22 protein-coding genes are annotated in these 26,224 nt (G+C 55.4%); 18 read left to right on the forward strand and 4 right to left on the reverse strand.

Annotated elements, in window-relative coordinates; all coding sequences use genetic code 11:
- Positions 1 to 496: 496 nt before the first annotated feature.
- From JZ00_RS21305 to JZ00_RS21325, 5 genes are all read left to right on the forward strand, one after another.
- Entirely contained in the window at positions 497 to 1,705 is a 1,209-nt protein-coding gene (locus tag JZ00_RS21305; RefSeq protein WP_024014899.1) for a TolC family protein, read from the forward strand.
- Between the two features lie 88 nt (positions 1,706 to 1,793).
- Complete coding sequence (locus tag JZ00_RS21310) at positions 1,794 to 3,017, forward strand: efflux RND transporter periplasmic adaptor subunit (RefSeq protein ID WP_024014898.1); 1,224 nt, start codon at positions 1,794 to 1,796, stop codon at positions 3,015 to 3,017.
- 26 nt (positions 3,018 to 3,043) lie between these two features.
- Complete coding sequence (locus JZ00_RS21315) at positions 3,044 to 6,211, forward strand: CusA/CzcA family heavy metal efflux RND transporter (RefSeq protein ID WP_024014897.1); 3,168 nt, start codon at positions 3,044 to 3,046, stop codon at positions 6,209 to 6,211.
- Between the two features lie 142 nt (positions 6,212 to 6,353).
- Positions 6,354 to 6,548, forward strand: a complete 195-nt coding sequence (locus tag JZ00_RS21320; protein ID WP_024014896.1) for a co-regulatory protein PtrA N-terminal domain-containing protein — start codon at positions 6,354 to 6,356, stop codon at positions 6,546 to 6,548.
- Between the two features lie 151 nt (positions 6,549 to 6,699).
- Positions 6,700 to 7,032, forward strand: coding sequence for a DUF2790 domain-containing protein (locus JZ00_RS21325; RefSeq protein WP_024014895.1), 333 nt, complete (start codon positions 6,700 to 6,702; stop codon positions 7,030 to 7,032).
- Positions 7,033 to 7,400: 368 nt separating this feature from the next.
- On the opposite strand, the gene JZ00_RS21330 is transcribed toward JZ00_RS21325, so the two are convergent.
- Positions 7,401 to 8,726 (reverse strand): OprD family porin, encoded by a 1,326-nt coding sequence (locus JZ00_RS21330; protein ID WP_024014894.1) that lies wholly within the window; start codon positions 8,724 to 8,726, stop codon positions 7,401 to 7,403.
- A 1,030-nt stretch (positions 8,727 to 9,756) separates the two neighbouring features.
- Here JZ00_RS21330 and JZ00_RS21335 point away from each other — a divergent pair.
- From JZ00_RS21335 to JZ00_RS21350, 4 genes are read left to right on the forward strand one after another with little or no spacing between them, the layout of a single operon-like run.
- Positions 9,757 to 10,923, forward strand: coding sequence for an SAVED domain-containing protein (locus tag JZ00_RS21335; protein WP_024014893.1), 1,167 nt, complete (start codon positions 9,757 to 9,759; stop codon positions 10,921 to 10,923).
- Entirely contained in the window at positions 10,924 to 12,174 is a 1,251-nt protein-coding gene (locus tag JZ00_RS21340) for a nucleotidyltransferase domain-containing protein (RefSeq protein WP_024014892.1), read from the forward strand. It begins immediately after the preceding gene.
- A complete protein-coding gene (locus JZ00_RS21345) occupies positions 12,158 to 13,942 on the forward strand; it encodes a ThiF family adenylyltransferase (protein ID WP_024014891.1) in 1,785 nt (594 codons plus the stop codon). The genes JZ00_RS21340 and JZ00_RS21345 overlap by 17 nt, the downstream gene beginning before the upstream one ends.
- Positions 13,939 to 14,421, forward strand: a complete 483-nt coding sequence (locus JZ00_RS21350; RefSeq protein ID WP_024014890.1) for a Mov34/MPN/PAD-1 family protein — start codon at positions 13,939 to 13,941, stop codon at positions 14,419 to 14,421. The genes JZ00_RS21345 and JZ00_RS21350 overlap by 4 nt, the downstream gene beginning before the upstream one ends.
- A gap of 28 nt (positions 14,422 to 14,449) precedes the next feature.
- Here JZ00_RS21350 and JZ00_RS21355 read toward each other — a convergent pair whose 3' ends face one another.
- Complete coding sequence (locus JZ00_RS21355) at positions 14,450 to 14,998, reverse strand: 3'-5' exonuclease (protein WP_024014889.1); 549 nt, start codon at positions 14,996 to 14,998, stop codon at positions 14,450 to 14,452.
- Between the two features lie 222 nt (positions 14,999 to 15,220).
- Between JZ00_RS21355 and JZ00_RS21360 the strand changes: the two genes are divergently transcribed.
- From JZ00_RS21360 to JZ00_RS21390, 7 genes are all read left to right on the forward strand, one after another.
- Positions 15,221 to 15,859, forward strand: coding sequence for an antitoxin Xre/MbcA/ParS toxin-binding domain-containing protein (locus tag JZ00_RS21360; RefSeq protein WP_230383555.1), 639 nt, complete (start codon positions 15,221 to 15,223; stop codon positions 15,857 to 15,859).
- 42 nt (positions 15,860 to 15,901) lie between these two features.
- Positions 15,902 to 16,294, forward strand: a complete 393-nt coding sequence (locus tag JZ00_RS21365; protein ID WP_024014887.1) for a DUF6957 family protein — start codon at positions 15,902 to 15,904, stop codon at positions 16,292 to 16,294.
- A gap of 720 nt (positions 16,295 to 17,014) precedes the next feature.
- Positions 17,015 to 17,986, forward strand: a complete 972-nt coding sequence (locus JZ00_RS21370; protein WP_039593199.1) for a tripartite tricarboxylate transporter substrate binding protein — start codon at positions 17,015 to 17,017, stop codon at positions 17,984 to 17,986.
- 75 nt (positions 17,987 to 18,061) lie between these two features.
- Positions 18,062 to 18,535 (forward strand): tripartite tricarboxylate transporter TctB family protein, encoded by a 474-nt coding sequence (locus JZ00_RS21375; RefSeq protein ID WP_039593200.1) that lies wholly within the window; start codon positions 18,062 to 18,064, stop codon positions 18,533 to 18,535.
- Positions 18,536 to 18,544: 9 nt separating this feature from the next.
- Entirely contained in the window at positions 18,545 to 20,065 is a 1,521-nt protein-coding gene (locus JZ00_RS21380; RefSeq protein WP_039593201.1) for a tripartite tricarboxylate transporter permease, read from the forward strand.
- A 68-nt stretch (positions 20,066 to 20,133) separates the two neighbouring features.
- Positions 20,134 to 21,291, forward strand: a complete 1,158-nt coding sequence (locus tag JZ00_RS21385; RefSeq protein WP_039593202.1) for an L-talarate/galactarate dehydratase — start codon at positions 20,134 to 20,136, stop codon at positions 21,289 to 21,291.
- Positions 21,292 to 21,313: 22 nt separating this feature from the next.
- Positions 21,314 to 22,744 carry an FAD-binding oxidoreductase gene (locus tag JZ00_RS21390; RefSeq protein ID WP_039593203.1) on the forward strand — a complete coding sequence of 477 codons (1,431 nt, stop codon included), beginning with the start codon at positions 21,314 to 21,316 and terminating at the stop codon, positions 22,742 to 22,744.
- 154 nt (positions 22,745 to 22,898) lie between these two features.
- Here the strand turns inward: JZ00_RS21390 and JZ00_RS21395 are convergent, their stop codons facing one another.
- Positions 22,899 to 23,606, reverse strand: coding sequence for an NUDIX hydrolase (locus tag JZ00_RS21395; protein WP_039593204.1), 708 nt, complete (start codon positions 23,604 to 23,606; stop codon positions 22,899 to 22,901).
- A complete protein-coding gene (locus JZ00_RS21400) occupies positions 23,596 to 24,153 on the reverse strand; it encodes an adenylyltransferase/cytidyltransferase family protein (RefSeq protein ID WP_039593205.1) in 558 nt (185 codons plus the stop codon). The genes JZ00_RS21395 and JZ00_RS21400 overlap by 11 nt, the downstream gene beginning before the upstream one ends.
- Positions 24,154 to 24,336: 183 nt before the next feature.
- Here JZ00_RS21400 and JZ00_RS21405 point away from each other — a divergent pair, with 183 nt between their 5' ends.
- Together JZ00_RS21405 and pncB are read left to right on the forward strand one after the other, a co-directional pair.
- Positions 24,337 to 24,984, forward strand: a complete 648-nt coding sequence (locus JZ00_RS21405) for a nicotinamidase (RefSeq protein WP_039593206.1) — start codon at positions 24,337 to 24,339, stop codon at positions 24,982 to 24,984.
- Between the two features lie 9 nt (positions 24,985 to 24,993).
- The gene (gene pncB / locus JZ00_RS21410) at positions 24,994 to 26,223 is read left to right on the forward strand and encodes a nicotinate phosphoribosyltransferase (protein WP_039593207.1); all 1,230 of its coding nucleotides are present in this window, start codon (positions 24,994 to 24,996) and stop codon (positions 26,221 to 26,223) included.
- Position 26,224 lies beyond the last annotated feature (1 nt).

Genomic DNA, 26,224 nt, shown 5'->3' on the forward strand with positions numbered 1-26,224 from the left:
TTCTGAGAAGAATTATATAATTCGAAACCATTTAATTTTTTGCGCTTACCGATATCCGGCATTAGATATTAAATAATGATCTTAAAGCCTGTAGCCGCTACAGGGTCAAGCTTAAACCCCCGGTCTTGAGCCATCACAGCGACTCCTTGCGACAACGTGTCGCACTTTGACCGTTGAATCGAACACTGGGCAAGCGCCACACATGGTTAACCAAAATCGACAAGTGCTGTTCGGCAGATACCAGGTTGGTATTTGTTTCGGCATATTGCTGCCCCCACGTTCGAATCTTTCATTCCTCCTATGCTAGTGCAAAAAAAATAGCTGCATCGTTGGATAACGTATTTGTAATTTTTCAGTCACCTTGCTGATAAGTGCAAAACTTTACATTTACGTATAGAGAATAGGCGTTGAAGGAACTATGAAATTGCGTCCGCATAGAAAGTTAACTGCACCCTTGAACATACAAAAGTCCTTACTAGTTGTAGGCTTGAGTTGTATGTTCTTAATGGCAGACACCAGTTTTGCCGCAGTTTCGTCTTCTCAGACGCTGACCATGGATCAGGCACTGGAATCGGCCTTTGCTAACAATCCCGATTTGGCGGCAGCACAATGGGAAATTGGTATCAGCCAAGGAGATCGAAAACAAGCGGGTTTGATTCCCAACCCCGAGCTTTCTTGGGAAGCTGAAGATACCCGACGGAGCTCGCGCACTACGACGGTAATGATCAACCAACCGATTGAGCTTGGCGGCAAGCGCGGAGCTAGGATAGACGTTGCCAGTCGAGCCCAAGACGCGGCTAGTATTGAATTGGAGCGTAAACGCAATATTCTACGTGCAGAAGTCATCCAGGCCTTTTCTAGCGCCTCGACGGCCCAGCAGAGATTGCTCTTATCGCGTCAATCCCTTGTGCTTGCCGAGCGCGGTGTTCGTGTTGCTCAAGGACGGATTAATAGTGGTAAATCATCCCCCATCGAAGGTACACGAGCAGAGGTACAGTTATCTGAAGTGCGCCTAGAACTGCGGCGTGCTGAGCGCGACGAAGCAAATGCCTATCAGCAGCTTGCGCGCGTAATGGGCGCACCGTTGCCTTCGTTTAAATCCGTCGGTGAGTCAGACCGGCCAATGCCCAACGTTCCGGAACCGTCACTGCTGCTCAACCGCATCGGTGAAACTGCCGAATTACGATTGGCAAAACTACAAATTGATCAGCGTGAAGCTTCTCTTGATCTGGAGAAGTCTCAGCGTGTTCCAGATCTCACCGTAAGTGTGGGCAGTCAATACGATGAACGAGAACGCGAGCGTGTGAACGTTGTGGGGCTGTCGATGCCCATTCCGTTGTTCAATCGTAATCAAGGCAATGTACTGGCAGCAGCCCGCCGAGCCGATCAGGCCCGCGACCTTCGCAATTCAAGCGAGTTACGCCTGCGTACAGAAATTCAGATCGCTCTGGATCAGTGGATGACGGCGAACACCGAAGTTACCTCTTTCAATCAAACCATCCTGCCTGCCGCCCAAAATGCCGTCGACACCGCGACCCGAGGTTTCGAAATGGGCAAGTTCAACTTCCTGGATGTGCTCGATGCACAGCGCACGTTGATCAGCGCACGTAACCAATACATCCAGGCCATTGCAGAGGCAACAGACGCCTGGGTGCGCATTGAGCGAGTTTTCGGTGATGTCACTCAATTAACTCGTTCCCAGTGAATTTCATATAACGCTTTTGTACCGCTGCTCAGCACTGCATTGTCACGCTAATCCGTGACTGCCCGATTGAGCTGCGTAGGGAGTTTCCATGGATAAAAAACAAATCTTTGTGATCGCGCTGACCCTGACGGTGGGCATGGGAATCGGCTCATTCTGGGTTGGTAAAACGTCTGCACCGTCCGCCGAAGCTCAGCCTCATGAGGAGCATGGCCACGATGACGACGGCAACAAGGATGCCGGTGGGTCAACAGCTGTAGGCGAACATGCCGAGGGCGAAGAGGAGGAAGGTCACCTGACACTTAGCGAGGAGCAGATTAGCGCGGCTGGCATCCAGTTGGCCGAAGCAAAGGCACACAGCATCAGCCTGTCATTGCCCTTCCCAGGAGAAGTCCGGTTCGATGACGACCGGACTTCCCATGTCGTGCCCCGAGTGCCTGGCGTCGTCGAGTCGGTACATGTCAATCTTGGCCAGCCGGTGAAAAAAGGCCAGCTACTAGCCGTGATCGCCAGCCAGCAAATTTCTGATCAGCGTAGTGAGCAAGCCGCAGCGCAACGTCGTCTGGAGTTGGCGCGTACCACCTACGAGCGTGAGCGACAGTTATGGCAAGACAAAATCTCTGCCGAACAAGATTTCCTTCAAGCCCGTCAGGCTCTGCAAGAAGCTGAAATCGCCCTCAGCAATGCCCGTCAAAAAATCAGCGTACTCAGTGGCAGCTCGGTAGCCAGCGGCGGCAACCGGTATGAGCTGCGTGCGCCGTTCGATGGCGTCGTGGTTGAGAAACACTTGGGCCTTGGTGAGGTTGTCAGTGAAACCACCAATGCCTTCACTCTCTCGGACTTGTCGCGTGTGTGGGTAACTTTTGGCGTCTCCCCCAAGGATTTGAACAAGGTGCTGGTGGGCAAGTCCGTCACCGTCAATGCCCCAGAGTTAAGTGCCGAAGTCACCGGCACCGTGGCCTACGTAGGAAGTTTGTTGGGCGAGCAGACCCGTACCGCCACGGTCCGCGTGACCCTACCCAATCCGAAAGGCGCCTGGCGTCCCGGACTGTTCGTTACCGTGCTGGTAGATACCGATACCCGGCAGACGAAAGTCGCGGTGCCAGAAGTGGCGATCCAGACGGTCGAGGATAAACCGACAGTTTTCGTTCGAACTGATGACGGATTTAAGGCGCAGCCGGTGGAAATAGGCAGTCGTGCGGCGGGTCTGGTTGAGATCACAGAGGGCCTGGAGCCCGGTGTTCAAGTCGCTGCTGCCGGCAGCTTCATTCTGAAATCAGAGCTGGGTAAAGCCTCGGCTGAACACTCCCACTGATCCGCCATTTCCACGAGAAGGTTCTTATGTTCGAACGCCTGATCCAATTTGCAATCGAGCAACGCATCATCGTGCTGCTCGCGGTTCTTCTCATGGCTGGCCTCGGCATCGCCAGCTATCAGAAACTTCCGATCGACGCAGTACCCGACATTACAAACGTCCAGGTGCAGATCAACACGGGTGCCGCAGGTTTCTCGCCACTGGAGACAGAACAGCGAATCACCTTCCCCATCGAAACCGCCATGGCCGGCTTGCCAGCTCTTGAGCAAACGCGTTCGCTCTCACGCTCAGGTCTGTCGCAAGTCACCGTGATATTCAAGGAAGGCACCGACCTGTTTTTCGCCCGGCAATTGGTCAATGAGCGACTGCAGGTGGCCAAGGAGCAATTACCCGAGGGCGTGGAAGCGGTCATGGGGCCGATCTCTACCGGCCTGGGTGAGATTTTCCTCTGGACAGTCGAGGCAAAAGAAGGCGCCGTTAAAGAGGACGGCAGCCCTTACACCCCGACCGACTTGAGGGTGATCCAGGATTGGATTATCAAACCTCAGTTGCGCAACGTTCCCGGCGTCGCCGAAATCAACACCATTGGTGGTTTCGCCAAAGAATATCAAATTGCTCCCGATCCAAAACGCTTGGCGGCGTACAAGCTGACTCTGACTGATCTTGTGACGGCGCTGGAACGGAATAATGCCAACGTCGGTGCCGGATACATTGAACGCAGTGGTGAACAACTCCTGATTCGTGCTCCCGGGCAGGTGGCAACCACCGACGACATTGCCAACATCGTGATGGCCAACGTCGATGGCACGCCGATCCGCATCAAGAATGTGGCAACAGTTGATATCGGCCGTGAGCTGCGCACGGGGGCCGCTACCGAAAACGGTCGTGAAGTCGTGCTTGGCACTGTGTTCATGTTGATCGGTGAAAATAGCCGAACCGTCTCTCAGGCCGTTGCCGCCAAACTGGAGCAAGTCAATCGGTCACTACCTGAGGGGGTGGTGGCGGTCACGGTATACGACCGTACCAATCTCGTGGACAAGGCGATTGCCACGGTCAAAAAGAACCTGATTGAAGGTGCGATCCTGGTCATCGCAATTCTGTTCCTGTTCTTGGGCAACATTCGCGCCGCATTGATCACTGCCATGGTTATTCCTTTGGCCATGCTGTTCACATTCACCGGTATGTTCACCAACAAAGTCAGCGCCAACCTGATGAGTCTCGGCGCGTTGGACTTCGGCATCATTGTTGACGGAGCGGTGGTGATTGTCGAAAACGCGATCCGGCGCTTGGCTCATGCACAACAGCACCATGGACGTATCCTCACACGTTCCGAACGGATGCATGAAGTGTTTGCAGCGGCAAAGGAAGCGCGCCGCCCATTGATTTTCGGTCAGTTGATCATCATGGTCGTGTATCTCCCGATTTTTGCCCTGACCGGTGTTGAAGGGAAAATGTTCCACCCCATGGCGTTTACAGTCGTAATTGCCCTGCTGGGCGCCATGCTGCTGTCCGTTACCTTTGTTCCTGCGGCGATTGCCATGTTCGTAACTGGCAAGGTCAAGGAACAAGAGAACGTGATCATGCGTGGCGCGCGTCGGATGTATGCACCTGCGCTGGATTGGGTCATGAACCACCGATCAGTAGCCTTTGCCATGGCACTAGGCCTCATTGCAGTGTGCGGGGTTGTCGCCAGTCGAATGGGAAGTGAGTTTGTACCGAGCCTCAGCGAAGGGGATTTTGCCCTGCAAGCACTACGCGTGCCGGGCACCAGTCTGACGCAATCGGTAGAAATGCAGCAGCGTTTGGAAAAGCTAGTGCTGGCAAAAGTGCCTGAAGTCGAGCGAGTTTTTGCTCGTACCGGTACCGCAGAGATTGCCTCCGATCCAATGCCGCCGAATATCTCTGACAGCTATGTGATGCTTAAGCCTAAGGATCAATGGCCTGACCCGAACAAATCCCGGGATGAGTTAGTCGCGGATATTCAAAAGGCTACGGCCGCGATGCCCGGCAGCAACTATGAGCTTTCGCAGCCAATTCAATTGCGTTTCAACGAGCTGATATCAGGCGTGCGCAGTGACGTAGCCGTTAAGGTCTTCGGTGATGACATGGTAGTGCTTAACAGCACAGCTGCGAAAATCGCTGCCTCTATGCAGAAGGTCGAAGGAGCTTCAGAGGTCAAAGTCGAGCAGACCACAGGGCTACCAGTACTTACCATTAACATCGACCGTGACAAGGCCGCGCGTTATGGCCTGAATGTTGGTGATGTACAGGACACCATAGCGGTAGCGGTTGGTGGTCGCCAAGCGGGTACGATGTATGAAGGAGACCGTCGTTTCGATATGGTTGTGCGTTTATCCGATGCCATGCGCAAGGACATTGAAGGGTTGTCTACGTTGCTGATTCCAGTACCGGCGCTGGTCAATGGCAATGCAGAACAGATTGGTTTTATTGCCCTCTCAGAAGTGGCAACTCTCGATCTGGTGCTTGGGCCGAACCAGGTCAGTCGCGAAAATGGTAAGCGTCTGGTAATCGTAAGCGCTAACGTGCGAGGTCGGGATATAGGCTCTTTTGTTCAAGAGGCCAGCAGCGCTATTGATCGAGAGGTACAGGTGCCGGCTGGTTATTGGACTAACTGGGGTGGGCAATTTGAGCAACTCCAGTCGGCTGCGAAACGTCTCCAAATCGTTGTCCCGGTGGCCCTGCTCCTTGTATTTGCCCTGCTTTTCATGATGTTCAACAATCTCAAGGACGGCCTCCTGGTATTCACCGGTATTCCATTCGCGTTGACTGGAGGGGTCATGGCTTTGTGGCTACGTGACATCCCGCTATCGATCTCGGCGGGTGTTGGTTTCATTGCTTTGTCGGGGGTTGCGGTGCTGAACGGTTTGGTGATGATAGCGTTCATTCGCAATCTTCGAGAGCGGGGGTATTCGTTAAATTCTGCTATCAATGAAGGAGCCCTCACGCGGCTTCGTCCGGTATTGATGACAGCTTTGGTGGCTTCCCTCGGCTTTATACCTATGGCTCTGGCCACTGGCACCGGGGCAGAGGTTCAACGACCACTGGCCACCGTTGTGATTGGGGGCATCCTGTCCTCGACTGCATTAACGCTGTTAATACTGCCTGCGCTCTATCAATGGGTGCACCGCCACGATGAAGATGAACCCGCAGAAGGGAGAATAACAACCCAATAGTTCTTTTGGTTTTGAGCCCGCTGCGGTTGTTCATCAGCGGGTTTTTTATACCAGGAACGATTACGAATATGTAATCTGAGCGCCACCGTGATGATAGGTTCGCATTGATACCCTAATAGCGTTATCTATATGAGGTGTCAGAATGAAACTTACTAAAATCTTTGCTGTTGCGGGCGCTTTGGCCCTTTCTTCATTCGCTATGGCGGAAGGCGGTGGAGACAGAACATTCGAGAAGATGATGGCGGCAAAAGATCTGGCAATGGAGAAGTATGTGGCGAAACAAGGAAAAAATGCCTCAGTGGTGTCAAGTGACGAAAAGAATGAGAAGGCTAAGTAAGCGTAGCCATGCAGTTTGGAATCAGCCCGCCCCTAGGCTCCTAGTGGCGGGTTTTTTTTGCCGGTTTGATTACATACTTGTAATTTTAGCGCCACCCGGTCGCAATCATTAGCCTGATATTATCTTGACTGTATTAGTTGAGGTGCTGAATATGAAATCTATCAACATTTTAGCTTTGTTCGGAGTTTTAGCTGTCTCGTCAAGCGTGTTTGCAGAGGGGGGAGGAGATAAGGCTTTCGAAAAAATGATGGCTGCCAACACCAAAGCTATGGAGAAGTACGCAGTCAGCCAAGGAAAAAGCGCGCCGGTACCGAAGCGATATGAATATGGAATGAAGGTGGATGTGGTAAAGGTGATCAGTGTGGTGCGGCCTGCGAAAATCTGCGCAGTAGTGCCGGCCGCAATGACTTATGAAGACTCCGTAGGGCAACTAAACACGATCACTTACACTGTAGCTGGAGACTGCCGTAGGCGAGGCGGTTAATACCTGCGCTGTTATATGACAATTAAACGCGCGACCCGCTTCGTTAGTCAAAGGTGTCGGGCGTTTTTGTTTGTTCGAGTTCTGAAAGGCAAAAAAAGACGCCCCGAAGGGCGTCTCAAAATTCACCTTACCAAAGGAGCAAAGGAGCTTCCAAAGGTGAATGGATATGACAACTGAACAGCATTGAGTTTGGATTTTCACAATCTAGCTACTCATCCATAGAACCCCAGCCAGATGCGCTAGCTAAGATTCTATCAACTCACGATAAGTATAAAAAACATAACCTAACGTGAAGATGATTGAAAAATGACATTTCTGTAACTTTTCGAAGGACGGGACGCTCGCACAGCGAGTCATCCCGTTCGATGTCACATGACAGCTAATGGATACTCAACAATCACACGTACTTCATCAAGGTCAGATTCAAACGCTGTAGCACGAGTGTTTGCTTGGCGCAGGCGGAAAGACATGTCCTTCAAAGATCCGGTCTGAACGACATATTTCACCTCAATATCGCGTTCCCAGCGTTTCTGATCGGTCAGCGGATTTCCCTCTGCATCCCGTCGCATGTAGGTTCCATTAGCGTTGGAGTAATCGGCATCGGTGCCACGGGCGTAACGTGTCATAAACGACAGTCCTGGCACGCCATATGTCGTCATATCCAAGTCGTATCGGACCATCCATGAACGCTCTTTAGGCGAGTTGAAATCGCTGTATTGGATTGAGTTGTCGAGAAAAATGGAATCCGATTGGCGGAGGTAGTCGAAGTCGTCGTTACCATTGTTTCGTTGGTGAGACAATGCGACAGAGTGTGCGCCATACTTCACGCCGACTTTAGCACTCCAAATATTATTGTTGAATTCACCTAGCAATTTTTTGCCTTCGTCGACGGCTTTGTAGTAGTTCAAGCCGCCGAATACGGAGAGTTCATCCGAAAGCGAATAGTTTAATCCCGTGCCGGCATAATATTGATTCCAGGCGTCTTTAAGGCGGCTGGAGTAGAGGCTAACGATCACATTCTTGTTCAGATTGTAGTCACCGCCAAAGTAGCCGACCCACGGTGAATTAACAGGTCCGGCATAAAATGTCGCGAAATTGTCGCGCATATTGCTGGAAGTTGGCTGGCTCATAGCGTGAAGGCGGCCCGCCTGAACAGTCAATCCGTCAAAGCTGGTGTTTGTCGCCGTTACGCCTGTGAAACTTTCTGGTAGAAGTCTGGAGTCACCAGCGGCAACGACTGGGTTAGATGGGAATACGTCGCCGACCTTTACTACCGTGTCAAAGGCGCGAATTTTTGCTGCACCTCCAATTTTAGTATATTCGTCTCTAGCCTGCCCATCACTATTGACCGGTAGTACATCGAACGAACTACGGCCACCATTACGCCCGTCACCTGTGTCGAGTTTCAATCCGATCATGGCGAACGCGTCAACACCGACACCCACAGTGCCCTGAGTAAACCCGGACTCGAATTTACTAATGATGGCATGTGCCCAGGCCTCGGAGTAACCGTTGCCCGTTGCACTCGATTGGCCGTTGCGATGATCACGATTGAAGTAATAGTTTCGGTTGAGAACAGTAAGGCTGCTGCCTTCCACAAATCCTTCGGCCTTTTCTTCCGCAAATACCGTGGACGGGCCAGAACTGACAACGATCGCCAACGCGGCCATCGAAAATTTCGTGTTGTTATTCATACATCACTCCTTAGGTTCGGCAGAACTAGAAAGCTCTTCGGCTGGAATTATTGTTTACAGAAAGCAGGATGTGCCTCCCGCATCGTCGCCGAGCTGTATCGTTGCAATCTGGAGATAACGTGGACATGATCAGAAAATTACAATTTTGTAATGTAAATCTGCTTTTTTAAAATTGCCTTTATTTGGAGCGCGTGTCAGCTGATGTGCAGATCTTGTTTGCTACCTTAACGTTCATGGGAGCCTTATGATCCGCAGCGCACCGGGTATTCACACGCAATCTGCGCTCAGATCGTATCGGTCCAACGAAACGCCTTTTTTGACGCAACTGCGAAGCTAATGATGTCCGCCGAGCCAATACGTGGGTGGCTGTATTCGCGGTGAGGTGGGAGCCTGTTGGTAATCCAGAATGTATTACGCTTACTTCGTAGGTGGGAGGGACACGAACCATGGCTTGCCAGCGGCTAGCGACGAGTCCTCCCCGAGCGACATGTACGTACTAGATACGAAATCATCTAAGCTTATCCATGGCTGGGAACGGCTCAAATCGTTACTCGACCAATGCCTAAGCTTCATGCTTACAGCCATTGGCTGACATCTCTGAACGGCCGGAAAGAGCGACTGATGCATTTTCAAACGGCGCGCATACCGGCTGCTTCGCTTTTCCTAGCTATGGGGCTCGAGGGTACGAGATCACCTCTTCGGTATATTCTAAGACGGAGCAGACAAGCTTAAGACAGGAATTGTGCGATCACTGAAGAGACGTGTACGCAAATTAGCGAGTTTATCTCTTTCACATAAACTCGCTAATTTCAGTACATACGCTGTGGTCAGCGCTCTTAATAAGTCGCATTTACCATAAAACGGCGCCGCCATTCCCCCTTCCGTTGGGGTCAAATACGACCTTGGTGCTTAAGACGATTCAGCCTCCGCCACTCTCAGATCTTTCTTGTATTTGGGGTGAATGACCTTAAGATGATTTTATCTGGCCATCATCGTTTTTTTCATGGATGTTTCTCGGGGGTAGGTCGAAATGGCAGAGCAAGAAGACGCTAAAGTCGCGAGCGGGCGCTTTAACACGAATGATGAGACGAAGCGGATCGTGTGGATACAGGCCGCTGGTCATTGTGAACTGTGTGGTACAGATCTAACGTTCGACTATCGTGCCGGCAAACCGATGAAATGGGGCGAAGTGGCGCATATCCTACCCGCCAGTCCGAAGGGGCCTCGGGGCCGCGCAGATCATGACGCTGAGGCGCATACCAACGATACCGCTAACCTGATGCTCCTGTGCCCAGGCTGTCATGACAAAATTGATCGTGACGCAGATGGTTACCCTGAAAATGATTTGAGTGGTTTACACCAAGCGTACATGGAACGCATCCGACTCGCCGCAACGACCCCCGATGGTGGCAGAGCCATTCCTCTCATCGTCCAGAGTCAGCATTTCCAGACTGTCACCGATATTCCCGTTCGCGATCTGTTGACTGCGATGTCTGCTGAGGGATTTATCGCCTTCGATCAAGGCATCAAAATCACTTTCCCTGCACCCGGACCGCGAGGTAGGGACGCGACCTATTGGCAGAACATCAAAGACAGTGTCCAGTATGAGCTGGAGCAGCAACTCAAGCGTCGCGGCGGCACCTATGGAGACTCGCCCGCGCTAGCAGTGGTAGGCTTGGCCGACATTCCGGCTTTGATGATGTTGGGCCAGAGTATCGGCGACCGTTCCAAGCGCTTGATCTTCTCCTTTCATCGCGAGCATCTTTTGCGCTGGCCCGATCAGTCCGCTGAGCCGCCCGTTTTTTTGTTTACACCTCCCTCCGACGGCGACGGGCCACTGGCGCTAGTGCTCTCCATTTCTGCGCAAGTTCCAGTTCGAGACGTGATCGACGCTCTGCCCGGTGCACGTATAGCAGAGCTGTCGATCCCAGAGCCAAGCTATGCGATGGTACAAAACCGTCGGGTGATTCATGCCTTTCGTGACGCACTTCAAATACGACTGAGCCAGCTTGAAGCTCTGACTCCTACCCCTATCCACGTCTTCGCCGCTATTCCTGCTGCATTGGCCATCGAGTTTGGCGCGTTGCTCACAACGCAGCACCAACATACGTACCTGATCTTCGATCGGGACAAAGAAAACCAAGATCGGTTTACGCAAACACTGCAATTGGGCTCGGTGGCCCAGGAGGCTAGGTAGATGCTATTGAGCAACGAACAGACCAAGCGCAGCAGTTGGGAATATTTTCTGCTTCGCGCCGCGCGGGAAATCTCGCTGTCGGAAGCGCAGTACGAAAAAATCAATGACCGCTACTCCCAACTGGAAAAAATCCTCTCGGCATCCGACAACCCGCTGCTCGCTGAGGCCCATATCTTCGTTCAAGGCTCGATGCGGCTGAAAACGACCATCAAGCCAATCCCCGGTGCGCCTGCGGATCTGGACACCATTGATGCGGACGCGATTATCTGGCTCCCTCACGCTCAAGGCGCTAGTGCGAAGGAAGTTCTAGAAGTGATTGAGCAGCGTTTTAGGGAGGGCTCCCGCGTTCAAGAAGAAGTTAAGCAATTACGTCGTGGCATCCGGATCGTTTATGCCGACGAAAATCCAGGTTTCCACATTGATGTCACACCTGCCCGCGCGATCAACGGAAATGGCGAAGCAAACGGCGAGGGTAAGCTGGAGGTTCCGGATCGGGTCACAGGGTGGAAAGCAAGCAGCCCTATCCCTTACTCGAATTGGTTACAGGTTGCCTCTGCCCAGGAAATCTCTCTTGAAAGCTTGGTAATTGCCAAAAGCCAGCGGATGCTCGATGCCGCGACACAAGATCCTTTGCCGCATTATCAGGATTACATCGATCAAGATCCCCTGCGTGCGACCATAAAACTGCTCAAGCGGCATCGCGATGAATGGGCCATCAACACAAGGAGCGCTGATACTCGCCCCATATCCGCTGTCATAACCACTTTGGCGACTCACGCATACCTGGATGTCGTGAAGGAATCGCAGTCGAAGCCCTTGGCGCCGCTCGATGCAATTTTGGAAATCGTTCGCAGAATGCCGCAGCACATCGCGCAAAGAGGTAGCGATTGCTTTGTCTGCAACCCTGCCGATAACGGCGAAAACTTTGCAGAGAAGTGGAATCGACCGGGCGAGGGACAAGGTTATCGCCAAGCATTTGCCAAGTGGCATGCGGACGCCAGTGCATCTGTGTCTCTGGGTTTGGAAAGTTTTGAATCCAACGATTCCTTCGCCGAGGCAGTGAAAAAGAATTTCGGTATTGCACCGGCGCTCATTACGGCAGTGAACAATGAGATCCCTGCGAATTGGACCATGCCCGGCCGACCGGATGGCACTACTCGAAACTCTGCTTCGATGGGTTCGCTCTTCGGAGGGGCCAGCGGTGGCGGAACGTCTCAGTCGAGCGTAAAGCCAGTTGGACGCCTTGGCTGATCCTATTACGACGCCATTGCAGCGCGGAATCGTCGCACTGCGAAATGCCCTAGGTCAGGACGCTGCCGATGCATTGCTCCAGCCCGCACCCATGCGGGCTGACGAAGCGGCGTCCTTTCACTTTCCCTTGCCCATCGATTACACGGGGCAGGAGCGGCGACTGCGTATTGGTTTCCCCTCCAACTTTCCCCGTGGGCTTTTGCGGCTGAACGTCGAACCCTCTCCATGGCTGGTTTGGCCGCATGCCACCAAGTCGGGGCTTTGCCTTCATGGCTTTCAGGAGCGCCCCATCATGGGTTCCTCGGAGGTTGTGGTAGAGGACAGCCTTGCTCGCTTGGCACAGATCGTTTCGTTGTCCAAGATGGGATCAAGCCAGGCAACGCGCGATATCGAATTTCAGAATGAGATCACTACCTACTGGTCTTTTCAGCACGGTCAGTCATTCCAGAACCTCTTACTGTTGGATCGACCTCAGGCTGCCTCGCAGTTGTTTGCGCTCAGCGATCCGCGCCGGGCTGTGCCATCCGGTCAGGAAACGGTTTGGTTAGCATCGAACGTAGCTGCACTCAAAGGGCATTACCGACGGGTTGTCGGGCGTTCCGCTGTCATTCGCGCGGCCGAAACTCCCGGTTTTTACGTCAAGCTTCAGACTTATCCGGATATCCGCACCCCGGATCCAGAAGATTTATTGCCGTGGCTAACGCCCCACCTTAAACCCGACGATGCCGAGCAATTGCTGGCATGGTTTGAGCTGAATGGAACGTTGGCGAGTCGATGGATTGTTCTGGAGCTTCCAGGAGGGGCAGATGCTCCAACATATTGCCTAAATGTACGCTCGCTCGGCGTACAGCAGGAGCGGGGGGCAAAGTTTGGCCTGCGTACAGCGCGGCGCCGGCCAGCTATCGCAAATGCACATCCACCGGCGCTCGTCCGAGCAACTACCCTGGACGTGCTTGATCGAGCGTCCATTCTGTCCCGCGATATAAGCGGCACAGCACAGCGCCTCGAAAATGCTCGGGTAGTTTGCGTTGGTGTTGGCTCGCTAGGCAGTGCGGTGGCAATACAATTGGCACGCTCCGGTGTTGGCCACCTTACCCTCATCGATCCTGACACTCTGGTGTCAGCCAATCTGGGTAGGCACGTTCTGGGAGCGGATAGCCTAGGGAGGCTGAAAGCCTCAGCGTTGAGGGACAAGATTCTGTTAGATCTTCCGACTACAGAGTGCACCGCTTATTCGACTTTCGCCGAAGTAGTGATGAGCAGCAAACCAGAAGTGTTCGATAACGCAGATCTTGTGGTGATCACGACAGCAGACTGGCAGTCGGAGGTCACTGTATGGCGAGCCAAATCCAGCGGCGCTTCTTGGGGACTTTTACAAGCCTGGAGCGAACCGTATACCCAGGTAGGCCACGCGCTATTCGCACCAGCCGGTACCTTTGATGGCCGTCATTTATTCACGAACATCGGCGATTTTCTTCATAAGTTTACAGAGTGGCCGGGAGGCGGTGTGGTTCCACTGCCGGCGTGTGGGGAGAGCTTTATTCCAGGCGGATCACTGGGGATGACCAATATTGCCTCTATGGTGTCGCACACGGCTTTACGCGCATTGACCGGCAACATTGCCACTGCATCTTGGGTCAGCAGTATCTACAGGCCTGAAGATGTGCCGAGCCTAGGAGGCCAATACCGTGGGCCCAAACTGCCAGAGGGGGCGCAGCAACTCCTACTCGAGCGCGGATGGCCGGAACCTAAGGATGAAATGGTATGACGGATATCGCTTGGCGCTGGCGATGGGCGGAGGTGGATTCCGAGCTATTGGTGTCGCAAGCTGTCGCGGACATCTTGGATAGTCATCGGCAGGGCCTTTTTGGCGTGGAGCGAGGGGGACAGTTATTCGTCAACCCGGTTAATCCGAAAGGGTTGCTGCTGGCCGTGGCCACGTTGCCTCATCGCGCCGATCGGTCAGGCTGGTCTTGGCTAGAGTTGGATGCGGAGCGGTGCCGTCAGGAGATCCAAGCTGCCAACGAACAAGGGTTACGTCTGGTGGGCTATTGGCATACGCATCCCCAATCTGTTCCGGTGATTTCTCCGGCAGACATAGGAAGTTTCTCCAGATTTGCTGCGCGTTACACGCAGGATCTGCCGCACCCAATAGCCGTTATCGTTGGCAAGTCCGAAAAACCAGAAGGCATCAAGGCTTGGTCGTTCAGGGGCGGCAGATATGTTGAGGCAACCTGGCTTAGATAAGCTTCAAGTCGGTGCCATGGGAGGCACGTCAGCGGTTACCTTTACCCGCCAGCATCAGCGCGAAGAGCTCTGCCTGAAAGCGAGCATCATCCAATGCGTTATGGTTCGGTTCGCTGAGTGGCTTCAGCGCAGCGGTCATCTTGGATGATTTTGTTTCCTGCCAGCTGCAACCTACAGCTCCCATGAAGTAGGCCTTCATGTCGATAGCGGTAAAACCAAAGGGGTTGGTATCCAAGTATTTGTGGAAGTAATAGTTGACGAATGACCAGTCAAACGGTGCATTGAGTCCTACGAAAATGACCTTTTGCCCCGTTTTGCAGGACGATTTCAGCCACTTATCAAATGCCAGCATCGCCTGTTGCGGAGCGAGGCCATCGCGCTCCAGCTTCTCCAAACTCAGCCCCGATACTGCCAGCGCTTCGGGGTCGTGTTTCGGACTGTCAGGTCGTAGTTCAAGATAGATGGACGTTTCAGGTTGGGCTACAAGACACGCTCCAATGGAAAGCAGACTGTATTCGCCTGGTATAGGCCCAGACGTCTCGACATCGACGGAAACATAAAGCTCATCAGGGTGCATGTCATATCCTTTCGTGTAGTTACCTGATCACGCTCAGGCTTAGCCATGTGAAGGTGGAAAGGCAGGTATTGCCGTTGACCCATTTTTGCCCTTTCACTCGCTATCCGGCGTTCGAGCAGCGGCAGTGCCTGTCGGTCAGCGGATCGCCGATTCCTTTGGTCAGCTCTGCGCCCAAGCATAATGATGTGTGTCATTCTGATGGCGGATGAGGGCCGGACGATCATGAGTGAAAACGAGCGTTGGATAGTCAAGTGCCAAAAAACTAAGGACGGCACTGGCGACATCATCATCGATCTGCCTCAAGAGTTGCTTGACCAAATGAGGTTAGGTATTGGGGACGACCTGGAGCTAACGGTAGCGAATGGCACATTAGTGCTAACGCCCGTGCACAACGCAACATCAGTGCGGCCCATGGTTTCTGGCGTCCTGCGTCAGGATGCCTATCATGCATATCGCATGCGTCTGGAGAGGCTTCTTCATATCTCTGTCAATGCCTCGGATCTGGACATTCACGACATGATAGTAGCTGGCTTCTCGGTCAGCCTGATCAAAATGCTTTGTGATGATGGAACCTTAAGCGACGAAGAGCGCGACAGAATCATTCACCCCAAAACCCTAAAAACAAGATTGTCAGCCAATCATCTTTTAACGCTGCCTGAGAGCGATCGCCTTTTCCGGTTTGTACATATAACCGCCATGGCCGAGGTGATCTTCGGTGACAAAGTTAAGGCCAAACAATGGCTATCCAAACCCAAAGCCCGCTTTTTGGGAGAAAGTCCGTCATCGATGGTCGCTACAACCTTTGGCACACATCTAGTCGAAGAAATGCTGATTCAAGTGTCGGAGGGCATGTCATTTTGAGCTTCTCGTTCGAATCGGTTTTTTGATCGGCAGGAGGTAGTCATGAATTTGGCAGATTATATTTCAGTGCTTTCTGATGGTGAGAAAATAGACGGATGCGAACTCACCACCCCAGATGCTGTAGCGCTCGCCCGCCTGCATTTCCCTTCCCGTGCCTATTGTCTTGTTACTGATTGGGCGATATTGGATCTCGCCGTCACAACAAGTCAGCGGAAAGCCATTACGGATAGAGAGCTAATTCCTGCTCTCGTTTACGCTTCGACCGTTATCCAAGACAGTAAAGGCCGCTTCGCATCTGGTGATTGGGTCAAAACGACACTGGGTGTTTCCTACATCCACGACTGCTTGTTTCTAACAAAAAACACCGTTTACGTGCTGATGGGGGCCGGCCGAAGGTTGCGCACAGATTTAGACACCGCACTAAGCCTGTGCTGAAAAACTCTATTCCAAACGGGTAAGTGCCAAGTCGCGCTCACATAGCGTTTCGGCATGAATGAACGCCGACGCTGTTGTGTCAATCTATGTTGTTACCAATCGAGCACCGTATTTGAAATGTGACGCGCCTGTGTCAATCTATGTTGCTGTTGTGTGGATCCCGGATCATCCTACAGCCCCCGGTTTACTTGAGGGGCTGTGTCAAACTATGTTGTTGGTAACCACCCGGCGAGACGGTCCGGAGCTCAGCTCTTCCCGAACCAACCCCCTGACTCCAGGGGGTTTTTTTATGGGCGCACGTTAAACGGCGTTTCCTTTTGAGGATCAGCGCAATGACTCGATTCGGTTTTTACCCGGTCCTGTTCGTCGCATTCGTGGTAGGTCCGGAACAACTGCGTTGACAACAGGGAGCAGAGGTGTTGATATCAAGTCATACGACAACGTATGACATAAGAAAATAATAAAAATGAAAGGTGCAGTCATGTTTTCTGCATTTACCGCCCAAAGGGTATGCAGTCCTTCGATGTCACGCTTTAGCGCCGTGCGCCGAACGCTTTCTTTCCTGTCCGAAATGGCCCACGCGGGCTCGCAGCTACTACAGAACGCCTCGTTTTTCACATCCAAGCGCCTTCGCCTGTTCCATCAGGCGTTAGCACTGGGTATGTCCGTTTCTCGCGCAACCTCAACCACACAATGAATCGCAGCACCCGGAGAACAATAATGAAGAAAACACTCTGCGCCTCTTTAATCGCCTCGTTTCTGAGCCTGACCGCCGGCAGTGCAATGGCGGCCGAAGCCGTCGACTGGCCAAGTCGTCCGGTACAGGTCGTGGTAATCGCCAACGCCGGCGGTGACACTGATTTCAACGCACGGATGATGGCCAAGTACTTCACCAAGGTGACCGGCAAGGCCATGGTCGTTACCAACATGGCCGGCGGGGGCGGCACCATCGCCGCCGATGCGGTCAAGAGCGCAGCGCCCGATGGCAACACCATCCTGTTTACCCACACCGGCCAGTTGATCGTCAACGAGGTGGCGGGGCTGTCCGAAGACCGTTTCGATGCGTTCGATATTTCCTGCATCGCTGGCATCGACAAGGGCGCGGTGTTCGTCTCGGCGAAAAGCTCGGGCATCGACAGCCTCGACCAATTGATTGAAAAAGCCAAGGCCAAGCCCGGCACTATCACCTACGGCACCGAGATGGGTAACTTCTCTCATCTGCAAGGCTTGATGTTCGAGAAGCTCGCCGGCGTGAAACTGAAAATGGTCGACAGCGGCACCGTCTCGGAAAAAATCGTTGCCTTGCTGGGCAAGCGCATCGACCTCGGTGCGATCAGCTATGGCTCGGTCCAGGATTACATCTCCAGCGGCAAGATGTCTGCCCTGGGCCAGCCTAACGCCGAGCGCAATGCGCTGCTGGGCGACGTCAAGACGTTCAAGGAGCAAGGCGTGGACCTGGTGCTGGACAAGCCTTACGTCGTCGCCTTTCCGAAAGGCACCGACCCCGCCATCGTCAAGAAGATGGCCGACACCATGAAGAAAATCACCGAAGAGCCTGAGTACGCCGAGGAGCTGAAAAAGTCCTTCAAGCAGCCGGTCAGCTTCCAAGGCACCGAAGAAGCGATCGCCACGTTGAACAAAACCCGCGACAGCTTCATGCAGTTCAAGGACGAGATGCGTAAAGCCAAATAATTTTGCGTAACGGTTCGGGTGCGTGCCGCGCTGGCTAGCACCCGACGCCCGTCCTTCCAAGCAAGAGGAGCCTGTATGGATTCCTATAAGAGAAACGAGCTGATCGCCGGCCTGGCCATGCTCGGCGCCGGCATCGCTTATCTGGTATTGACCCTGAACCTGCCGCGTCGCGGGACGGTCGATGCCGCGTTTGTACCGTTGGTTCTCGCCGTCGCGCTGTGCCTGTTGGGTGCGTTGCAGTTATGGGCCTGGCGGAAACTGCCGGACAAAAGTGCCGAACCTGCGGAAAAGCCCGAGGCGATCGATTACCCAACTGTCATCAAATCCCTGGCATTGGTGCTGCTTTACACGGCGCTGATGGAACCGGTGGGTTTTTTGATCACCACTGCGCTCTATCTCTATGCCCAGTTCATCGTATTGACCCCGGCGGACGAAAAGGTCAAGCACCTGCGATACACGCTGATCGCGGTTGTTTCGGCTGTCCTGATTTTTTACATCTTTCGTCATGGCTTCGACTTGCTCCTGCCTGTCGGTTTATTGGATTTCTAGGGGACGGCCATGATTGAGCTCATGCAAACAGGCTTCGCAGCCGTACTGACACCCTACGTTTTTCTGTTGATCACCCTCGGCGTTGCGGTGGGGATCGTTTTTGGAGCGGTGCCCGGCCTCTCGGCCACCATGGCGATCGCACTGTGCTTGCCGCTGACTTACTCGATGGGGCCCGGTCCTGGCCTGGCGCTGTTGGTGGCGTTGTTCGTTGGCGCCACCTCGGGAGGGCTGATATCGGCGATATTGCTCAACATACCGGGAACGCCGGCCTCCATCGCGACGACGTTCGATGGCTGGCCACTGATGCAGCAAGGCCATGGAGTGAAGGCCCTTGGGATTGGCGTGGTGTTCTCGTTCCTCGGCACGATCTTCAGTATCGCGGCGCTGATGTTCATCGCCCCGATCCTGGCGGAACTGGCCCTGAGCTTCGGCCCGCACGAATATTTCTCTATTGCGATTTTCTCGCTGACGTTGATCGCCACGTTGTCCACCGGCTCGCTGGTCAAAGGTTTGTTTGCCGGCGCCCTGGGTTTTGCCTTCTCCACCGTGGGGATCGCCCCGGTCGAGGCCATCCGTCGCTTTACCTTTGACCTGCCGAGCCTCAATGGCGGCTTCGCCATGCTCACGGTCATGATCGGCATGTTCGCCGTCGCCGAAGTGTTGAAGTTCGCCGAGAGCGCGCGCCTGAGCCACCGGGCCAGACCTCAGCACATCAGCATGAAAGGTGTGAAAGGTTTTGGTTTTTCGATCAAGGAGTTCATCGGCCAGTTGCCCAACGCCACCCGTTCGTCCGTGATTGGCCTGGGCATCGGTATCCTGCCCGGTATCGGTGCCGGTACGTCGAATATCGTTTCCTACATCGTGGCCAAGAAGCGCTCCAAAACCCCTGAAGAATTCGGCAAGGGCAAGATCGACGGTGTGGTCGCCAGCGAGACGGCAAACAATGCCGGCATTGGCGGAGCGATGATTCCATTGCTGACGCTAGGCATTCCCGGTGATACCACCACGGCGGTCATGCTCGGCGGTTTCATGATCCACGGCCTCCAGCCCGGGCCGCTGCTGTTCATCAGCCAGGCGCCTCTGGTCTACTCGATTTTCGCCGCGCTTATCCTCGCTTCGGTGCTCATGCTGGTGCTGGAGTTCTATGGCCTGCGCATGTTCATCAAACTGTTGGCGGTGCCCAAGCACATCCTGCTGCCGATTATCCTGGTGCTCTGTGTGGTCGGCGCCTTTGGCCTGAACAGCCGGATATTCGACGTCTGGGCGGTGCTGCTGTTTGGCTTGCTGGGGTACGGGTTCGTCAAGGCCGGGTTGCCGATTGCGCCGTTCATCATCGGTTTCATCCTCGGTCCGATGGCCGAAACCAACTTGCGCCGCGGGTTGATGCTGTCCGATGGCAACTTCGGCGGCTTCCTGACCAATCCCATCTCGGCGGGTTTCCTCATCCTGGCCGCCGCGTCCATCTCCTGGCACCTGGTGACGGTCATTCGCAACCGTAAAAGTGCGGCCATTGAATTGATGCGCAGCTAGCCCATCGCATCGGCTGCTGCAACGCGCCTGTGTTGCAGCAGCAGAACCCAAACGTTCGGAGCATAGCCATGCAAGACAAGCCTCAACTGTCTTCCGCCGACGAGGACCGCATTGCCTGGGTGCGCGTGGCCTCGGTTTTCCTGCCATTGGCCAACCCCATCAGCGACGCCAAGGTGCTGACCGGTCGGCAAAAACCCATGACCGAAATCGCCATGCTGTTTGTGGAAATCGAAACCAGGGACGGTCACCGTGGCCTGGGGTTCAGCTATTCCAAGCGCGCCGGTGGCCCTGGGCAGTTTGCCCATGCCCAGGAACTCGCCCCCAGCCTCATCGGCGAAAACCCCAGCGACATTGCCAAGCTCTGGGACAAGCTCTGCTGGGCGGGTGCCTCGGTGGGGCGCAGCGGCCTGGCGACTCAGGCGATCGGTGCATTCGATGTCGCCCTCTGGGACTTGAAAGCCAAGCGGGCCAATCTTTCCCTGGCGCGTTTGCTGGGCGCCCATCGCGATTCTGTCCAGTGCTACAACACGTCGGGTGGATTCCTGCACACGCCGCTTGATCAACTGATGATCAATACGGACATCTCTCGGGAGAAGGGTATCGGTGGCATCAAGCTCAAGGTCGGCCAGCCTGACCAGGCGCTGGATCTGCACCGGGTCAGCACCATTCGCAAACACTTGGGGGATGGTTTCCCCTTGATGGTCGACGCCAACCAGCAATGGGACCGACCCACCGCGCAGCGCATGTGCCGCCAGTTGGAACAATACAACCTGGTCTGGATCGAGGAACCGCTGGACTGCTACGACGCCGAAGGTCATGCCGCGCTCGCCCAGCAATTCGACACGCCGATCGCCACCGGCGAAATGCTCACCAGCGTCGCCGAGCACTGGGAATTCATCAAACTGCGCGCCGCCGATTACCTGATGCCCGATGCACCGCGTGTCGGCGGCATCACGCCTTACCTGAAAGTGCAGGCAGCGGCCGAACAAGCGGGGCTGATGATTGCGCCACATTTTGCCATGGAACTGCACATCCATCTGGCCGCCACCTACAGTCGCGAGCCGTGGGTCGAACATTTCGAATGGCTGGAGCCGTTGTTCAACGAACGCATGGAAACCCGTGACGGAAGAATGCTGGTGCCTACGCGGCCTGGCCTTGGGCTGTCCTTGAGCGAACGCGTGGCGGGATGGACGGCGGACCAGATCGAGATCGGGCGGCGCCCGTGATCAGGTCGACGAGGAGCCCGGCATGGCGTTGAGTGCTGAGTTTATCCACAGCATCGAGCAGGTGGTCGGCGCTGCGGGCGTAGTGCGCGATCCGGCCCTCATGGCCAGTTATCTCACCGACTGGCGCAACGCCTACCAAGGCCAGGCCGCGTTGGTGGTCCGGCCCGCCACGACCGAGGAGGTGGCCGCAGTGGTGCGGCTTTGCCACGAGGCCAGGGTGGCGCTGGTGCCCCAGGGCGGCAATACCGGTTTGTGCGGTGGCTCGATTCCGGATGCTTCCGGCAGCCAGGTAGTGTTGTCTTTGACGCGCATGAAACGCATCCGTGAAATTGACCTGGCCAATGAAACCATCACGGTCGAGGCCGGGGTGATTCTGCAGCACCTACAGGAAGCCGCCAGCCAGGCCGGTCGTCTGTTCCCCTTGTCGCTGGGAGCGGAGGGCAGTTGCACGGTGGGCGGCAATCTGGCGACCAACGCCGGCGGCACGGCGGTGCTGCGCTACGGCAACATGCGCGAGCTGACCCTCGGGCTTGAGGTGGTCCTGCCGGATGGACGAATCTGGAACGGTTTGCGTGGGCTGCGCAAGGACAACACCGGCTACGATCTCAAGCATTTGTTCATTGGCTCGGAGGGCTCGCTGGGCATCATCACCGCGGCGGTGCTGAAGCTGTTTCCAGCAACCCACAGCACGGCGACAGCCTGGGTCGCGCTGCCCTCGCCACAAGCGGCGGTGGACTTGATCGGCCATGTGCGCAGCTTGTGCGCGGACCGCCTGACGGGCTTCGAGATGATGTCGCGCCTGAGCCTGGATTTCGTCCTGGACCATGTGGCCGGTTGCACGGATCCCCTGGAATCGAAGCACCCTTGGTACGCCTTGATAGAACTGCGCGACACGGTCTCCGACGCCCCCTTGGCTGCGTTGCTGGAAAACGGACTGGCCCATGCCTTCGAACGCGGTTGGGTCATCGACGCAGTTTTGGCCGGCAGCCAGGCGCAGGCCGCCGCATTGTGGGCGCTGCGCGAAGGTATTTCCGAGGCGCAGAATCACGAAGGTCCCAGCCTCAAGCACGACATCAGCGTGCCCGTGAGCCGCATACCCGAATTCATCGAACGCACAGACAAAGCCCTGCAACAGGACTTCCCGGGTGTGCGCATCGTTTCCTATGGCCACATGGGCGACGGCAACCTGCACTACAACATCAGCAAGCCGGTCGGCGATGAAGACGCCTCGTTCAAGGCCCGCGAACAGGCGATCATGCAAGTCATCTACCGGATGACGAGTACCTTCAATGGCAGCATCAGCGCTGAACATGGACTTGGGCAAGCCAAACCCGACGCGGCGGTCCGCTTCAAGGATCCTCTGGAAATGGAGCTGATGCGTGCCATCAAACGCACGCTGGACCCGGCGGGGCTGATGAACCCTGGCAAGGTCTTTACTGCTGGGCCGGAGTGATCGAATCGGCCGTTACTGGTCTCCCCGCTGAATGCTGGACATCGAGAGGTTCCAGGGCGTCGTCAGGAAGTGGCCCAAGGTTGCGCGCTATCTGGGGATTGCCGCTAGCGAGCAGGAGCGGATAGCGCCAGCATTCGCCCTTGCCCGCTAAACGCTACTCCAGAAAACACCGATCAAAAAGATAAACGCTGGCCGGTTTGAGATTTTCCACCGTGCGTTGCGGGCGTCCGCCGTCGCCGGCTTTTTTGCGGCCGGTTTCCTGCAGATAACCCGCCTCGGTCATCTTCAGCAAACGCTGGCGCATGCTGGTCTTGAGCACCGGCCGATCGAGCACCACGGAGAAAATGCCCACCGCTTCCGGCGCACTGAATTCCGGGCCAAGGAACATCAGCGGCAGGCTGCTGTAGAGGGCTTTGGACAGCAACCGTTCCTGGACCGTGGCCACCAGGCTGTTGTGATCGAAAGGGAGTTTGATCGAGGCGTCAGCGACGTCCTTGAGGGAGAAGAATCCTTGGTGTTCGGCGAGCTGGACCGCTTCGCTGACAATCGCCAGGTAGAACGTCGAGGACGACCAGCAGCGCGGATCGCGGAACGCGTCGCCGACGGTGCCGACTTGTTCGATCCAGGCCAGTGGCATGCCGACTTTGCTTGAATTGCGCAGGCGCTCCACGGCGTCGTTCAGCGTGAGGTCTTCGACGTCACCATTGACCACGATCCCGGGCAGCGCCCAATGGCCGGCGAACGGCTCGGCTTCCCGTCGGTTCAGGAGGATTTCCAGCGCCTGGGTCTCCCGGCAAAAGCGCAGCACACAGAGGTCGATGGTGTGCAGATAACCGCGCGCAGGGGCTGTGCTAGTGGGCATGTCGATTTCCGTGGGTAGCGTAAAGGTCATAGTTTAACGGGTTCATGCCGGGTGCCATCCAGTCGATGGGCAGCGGCTCGCCCAACGCCAGTCGTTCGCGAACCACCGTACTGCGCACGTGGATCTTTTCCTCCACGCGAAGGATGGAAAATCGCTCCAGCAATTCCTGGCCGCGATAGAACGTCGGCAACAGATCCGCGACATCCTGGCCCACCACCAACGCGATCCGCTTGCCGTCCAGGGCCAGGCTGTCGGCGAGGTGAGCGAGCAGGGTGTAGCTGTAGATGGCGCCTTCGACGCCACGGGCGACGACCTGCTCCACCCGGCTCGCACGCACTTCGGCGCAGCACAGTGGCTGGACGTTCTCGACGATCGATTCCAGCCAGTTCAGGCGAACGTCATAGTCGACCATTTGCTTGCCGTATGGATGCCGGAAGCTGGGGGCCACCAGCACGCGCCTGGCCTGGCGTGAGGCCTCGATCATCACCTGGGCGTGACCGGCGTGAGGGGGATTGAAGGCGCCACCATAAAGGGCAATCTCGAACATCGCTTCATCCTCTTTCGGTACATGACGTGTACTCTATCAGCAAAATCTTTTTGATGAAAATATGCTTCGTGCTGATCTTTGAGAACTAAGCATTAACGGCGCATCAGAAATAATTTCTGGAAATGGCTTGTTATGAAAGTACATCTTATGTACTCTCGTGACCATGAAGAGGAGAAACCCAGCATGAACAGCCTGACCCGGAAAACCGCTTCCTTCGATGTCGATGCGCAAAAGAGCTTCACGCCGCTGTGCCCTGATGAGCTTCCAGTGCCGGGCGGTGACCAGATTGCCGGTGAGCTGAATTTCATCGCCTCCCTGGCCAGCCTCCGCATTGGCAGCAAGGACGCTCATTCGCCCCTGGCCCCGTGGGTGGTCGCCGATCGCACACAGATGTTCGTGCCGACTGGGCTCGAGCACGCCGACATTACCTGGGTCAGCCACTGCGTTCCCGGCACCGAAGGCTTCGCCCTGCTGGATCAGCTACCGACCCCCTACGACTACGACTATTTCGTCTGGAAGGGTGTCGAGCCGGATCTGCACCCGTACGGCGCCTGCTACCACGACCTGCACGGCAAGCTGTCCACCGGGGTGATCGAGTACCTCAAAGGCCAGGCTGTGGAGCAGGTCATTGTCGGCGGGCTGGCGTTGGACTTCTGCGTCAAGACCACCGCCCTGCAACTGGCGGCTGCTGGCTTCAGGGTGATCATTCACCTCCCGGCCTGCCGAGCCATCAGCGAGGAGGGGGCCATCCAAGCCATTGCCGACATGCAGCAAGCGGGCGTCGCGGTTGCCGCGACACGTGAAGAAACCCTCCGCCAGGCAAACGCATAGGGAACAGACATGGACAGTGCATTCGATACAAACAGCGGCACCATCCAGAGCCTTCTGGATACCGATTACTACACCTTCACCATGATGCAGGCGGTCTTGCACCAGCACCCGAATGTCGAGGTGGAATATCAGTTCATCGTGCGTTCCAAGGAGCGGCTCGGTCACCTGATTCCGGACATTCGTGTCGAATTGGAGAAGCTCGCCGGGTTGCAGCTGCGCGAGGGAGAGCAGCGGTTTTTGTTCAACAAGCGTTTCCGTGAGTACCTGACGCCGGACTTCGAACAGTTTCTCGGTTTGTTTCGCTTCAATTTGCGCTACATCCACGTTTCGGAAGTCGACGGCCAACTGCACATCCGCGTCCGTGGGCCGATGCTGCACTGCATCATGTTCGAGCAACCGGTATTGGCGATGGTCAGCGAACTGCGCAACCGTGAGAAGTACCCCGAAGTCGAGTTGGCCGACGTCACCCGCAAGCTGTACCAGAAATTCGAATGGCTGGAGAAGAATGCCAGCCGTGAAGAACTCGCCGAGTTTCGCGTTTCAGATTTCTCCACCCGGCGGCGGCTGTCGTTCAGGGCCCAGCGTGAAGTGGTGAATGTCATGCGCAGCGATTTCCCTGGGGTCTTTGTCGGCACCAGTAACGCTCACCTGGCTTACGAGTTCGATCTGCCGCTGATCGGCACCATGGCTCACCAATGGCTGATGGTGCACCAGCAACTCGGGCGCTTGCGCGAGAGCCAGAACGCGGCGTTGGAAAACTGGGTACGTGAGTATCGCGGCCGCCTCGGTATCGCCTTGACCGACTGCATCAGCACCGACTTTTTCCTCAAGGATTTCGACCTGTACTTCGCCAAGCTCTATGACGGCCTGCGCCAGGATTCAGGTGACCCCATCGCCTGGGCTGACAAGGTGCTGGGGCGCTACAAGGAGTTGGGCGTCGATGCGCGGACCAAGGACTTGATGTTCTCCGATGGCCTGAATTTCGAAAAATGCCTGCCGATCCTGCGTCATGTCCGTGGCAAGGCCAAGTTCGGTTTTGGCATGGGCACCAGCCTGGCCTGCGATGTCGACGGCGTCGAACCGCTGAGCATCGTCATGAAGCTGGTGCGGGTCCACGGCGAACCGGTCGTGAAGTTCTCCGACGATCCGATCAAGAACGTCTGCGAGGATGCCTCGTTCCTGCGGTATGCCGCCCAAGTATTCAACGTTGCCCTGATCAATCCACAATTGGGAGCCTGAT

The sequence above is a fragment of the Pseudomonas frederiksbergensis genome, assembly GCF_000802155.2.
In the GTDB taxonomy this organism is placed as follows: domain Bacteria; phylum Pseudomonadota; class Gammaproteobacteria; order Pseudomonadales; family Pseudomonadaceae; genus Aquipseudomonas; species Aquipseudomonas frederiksbergensis_A.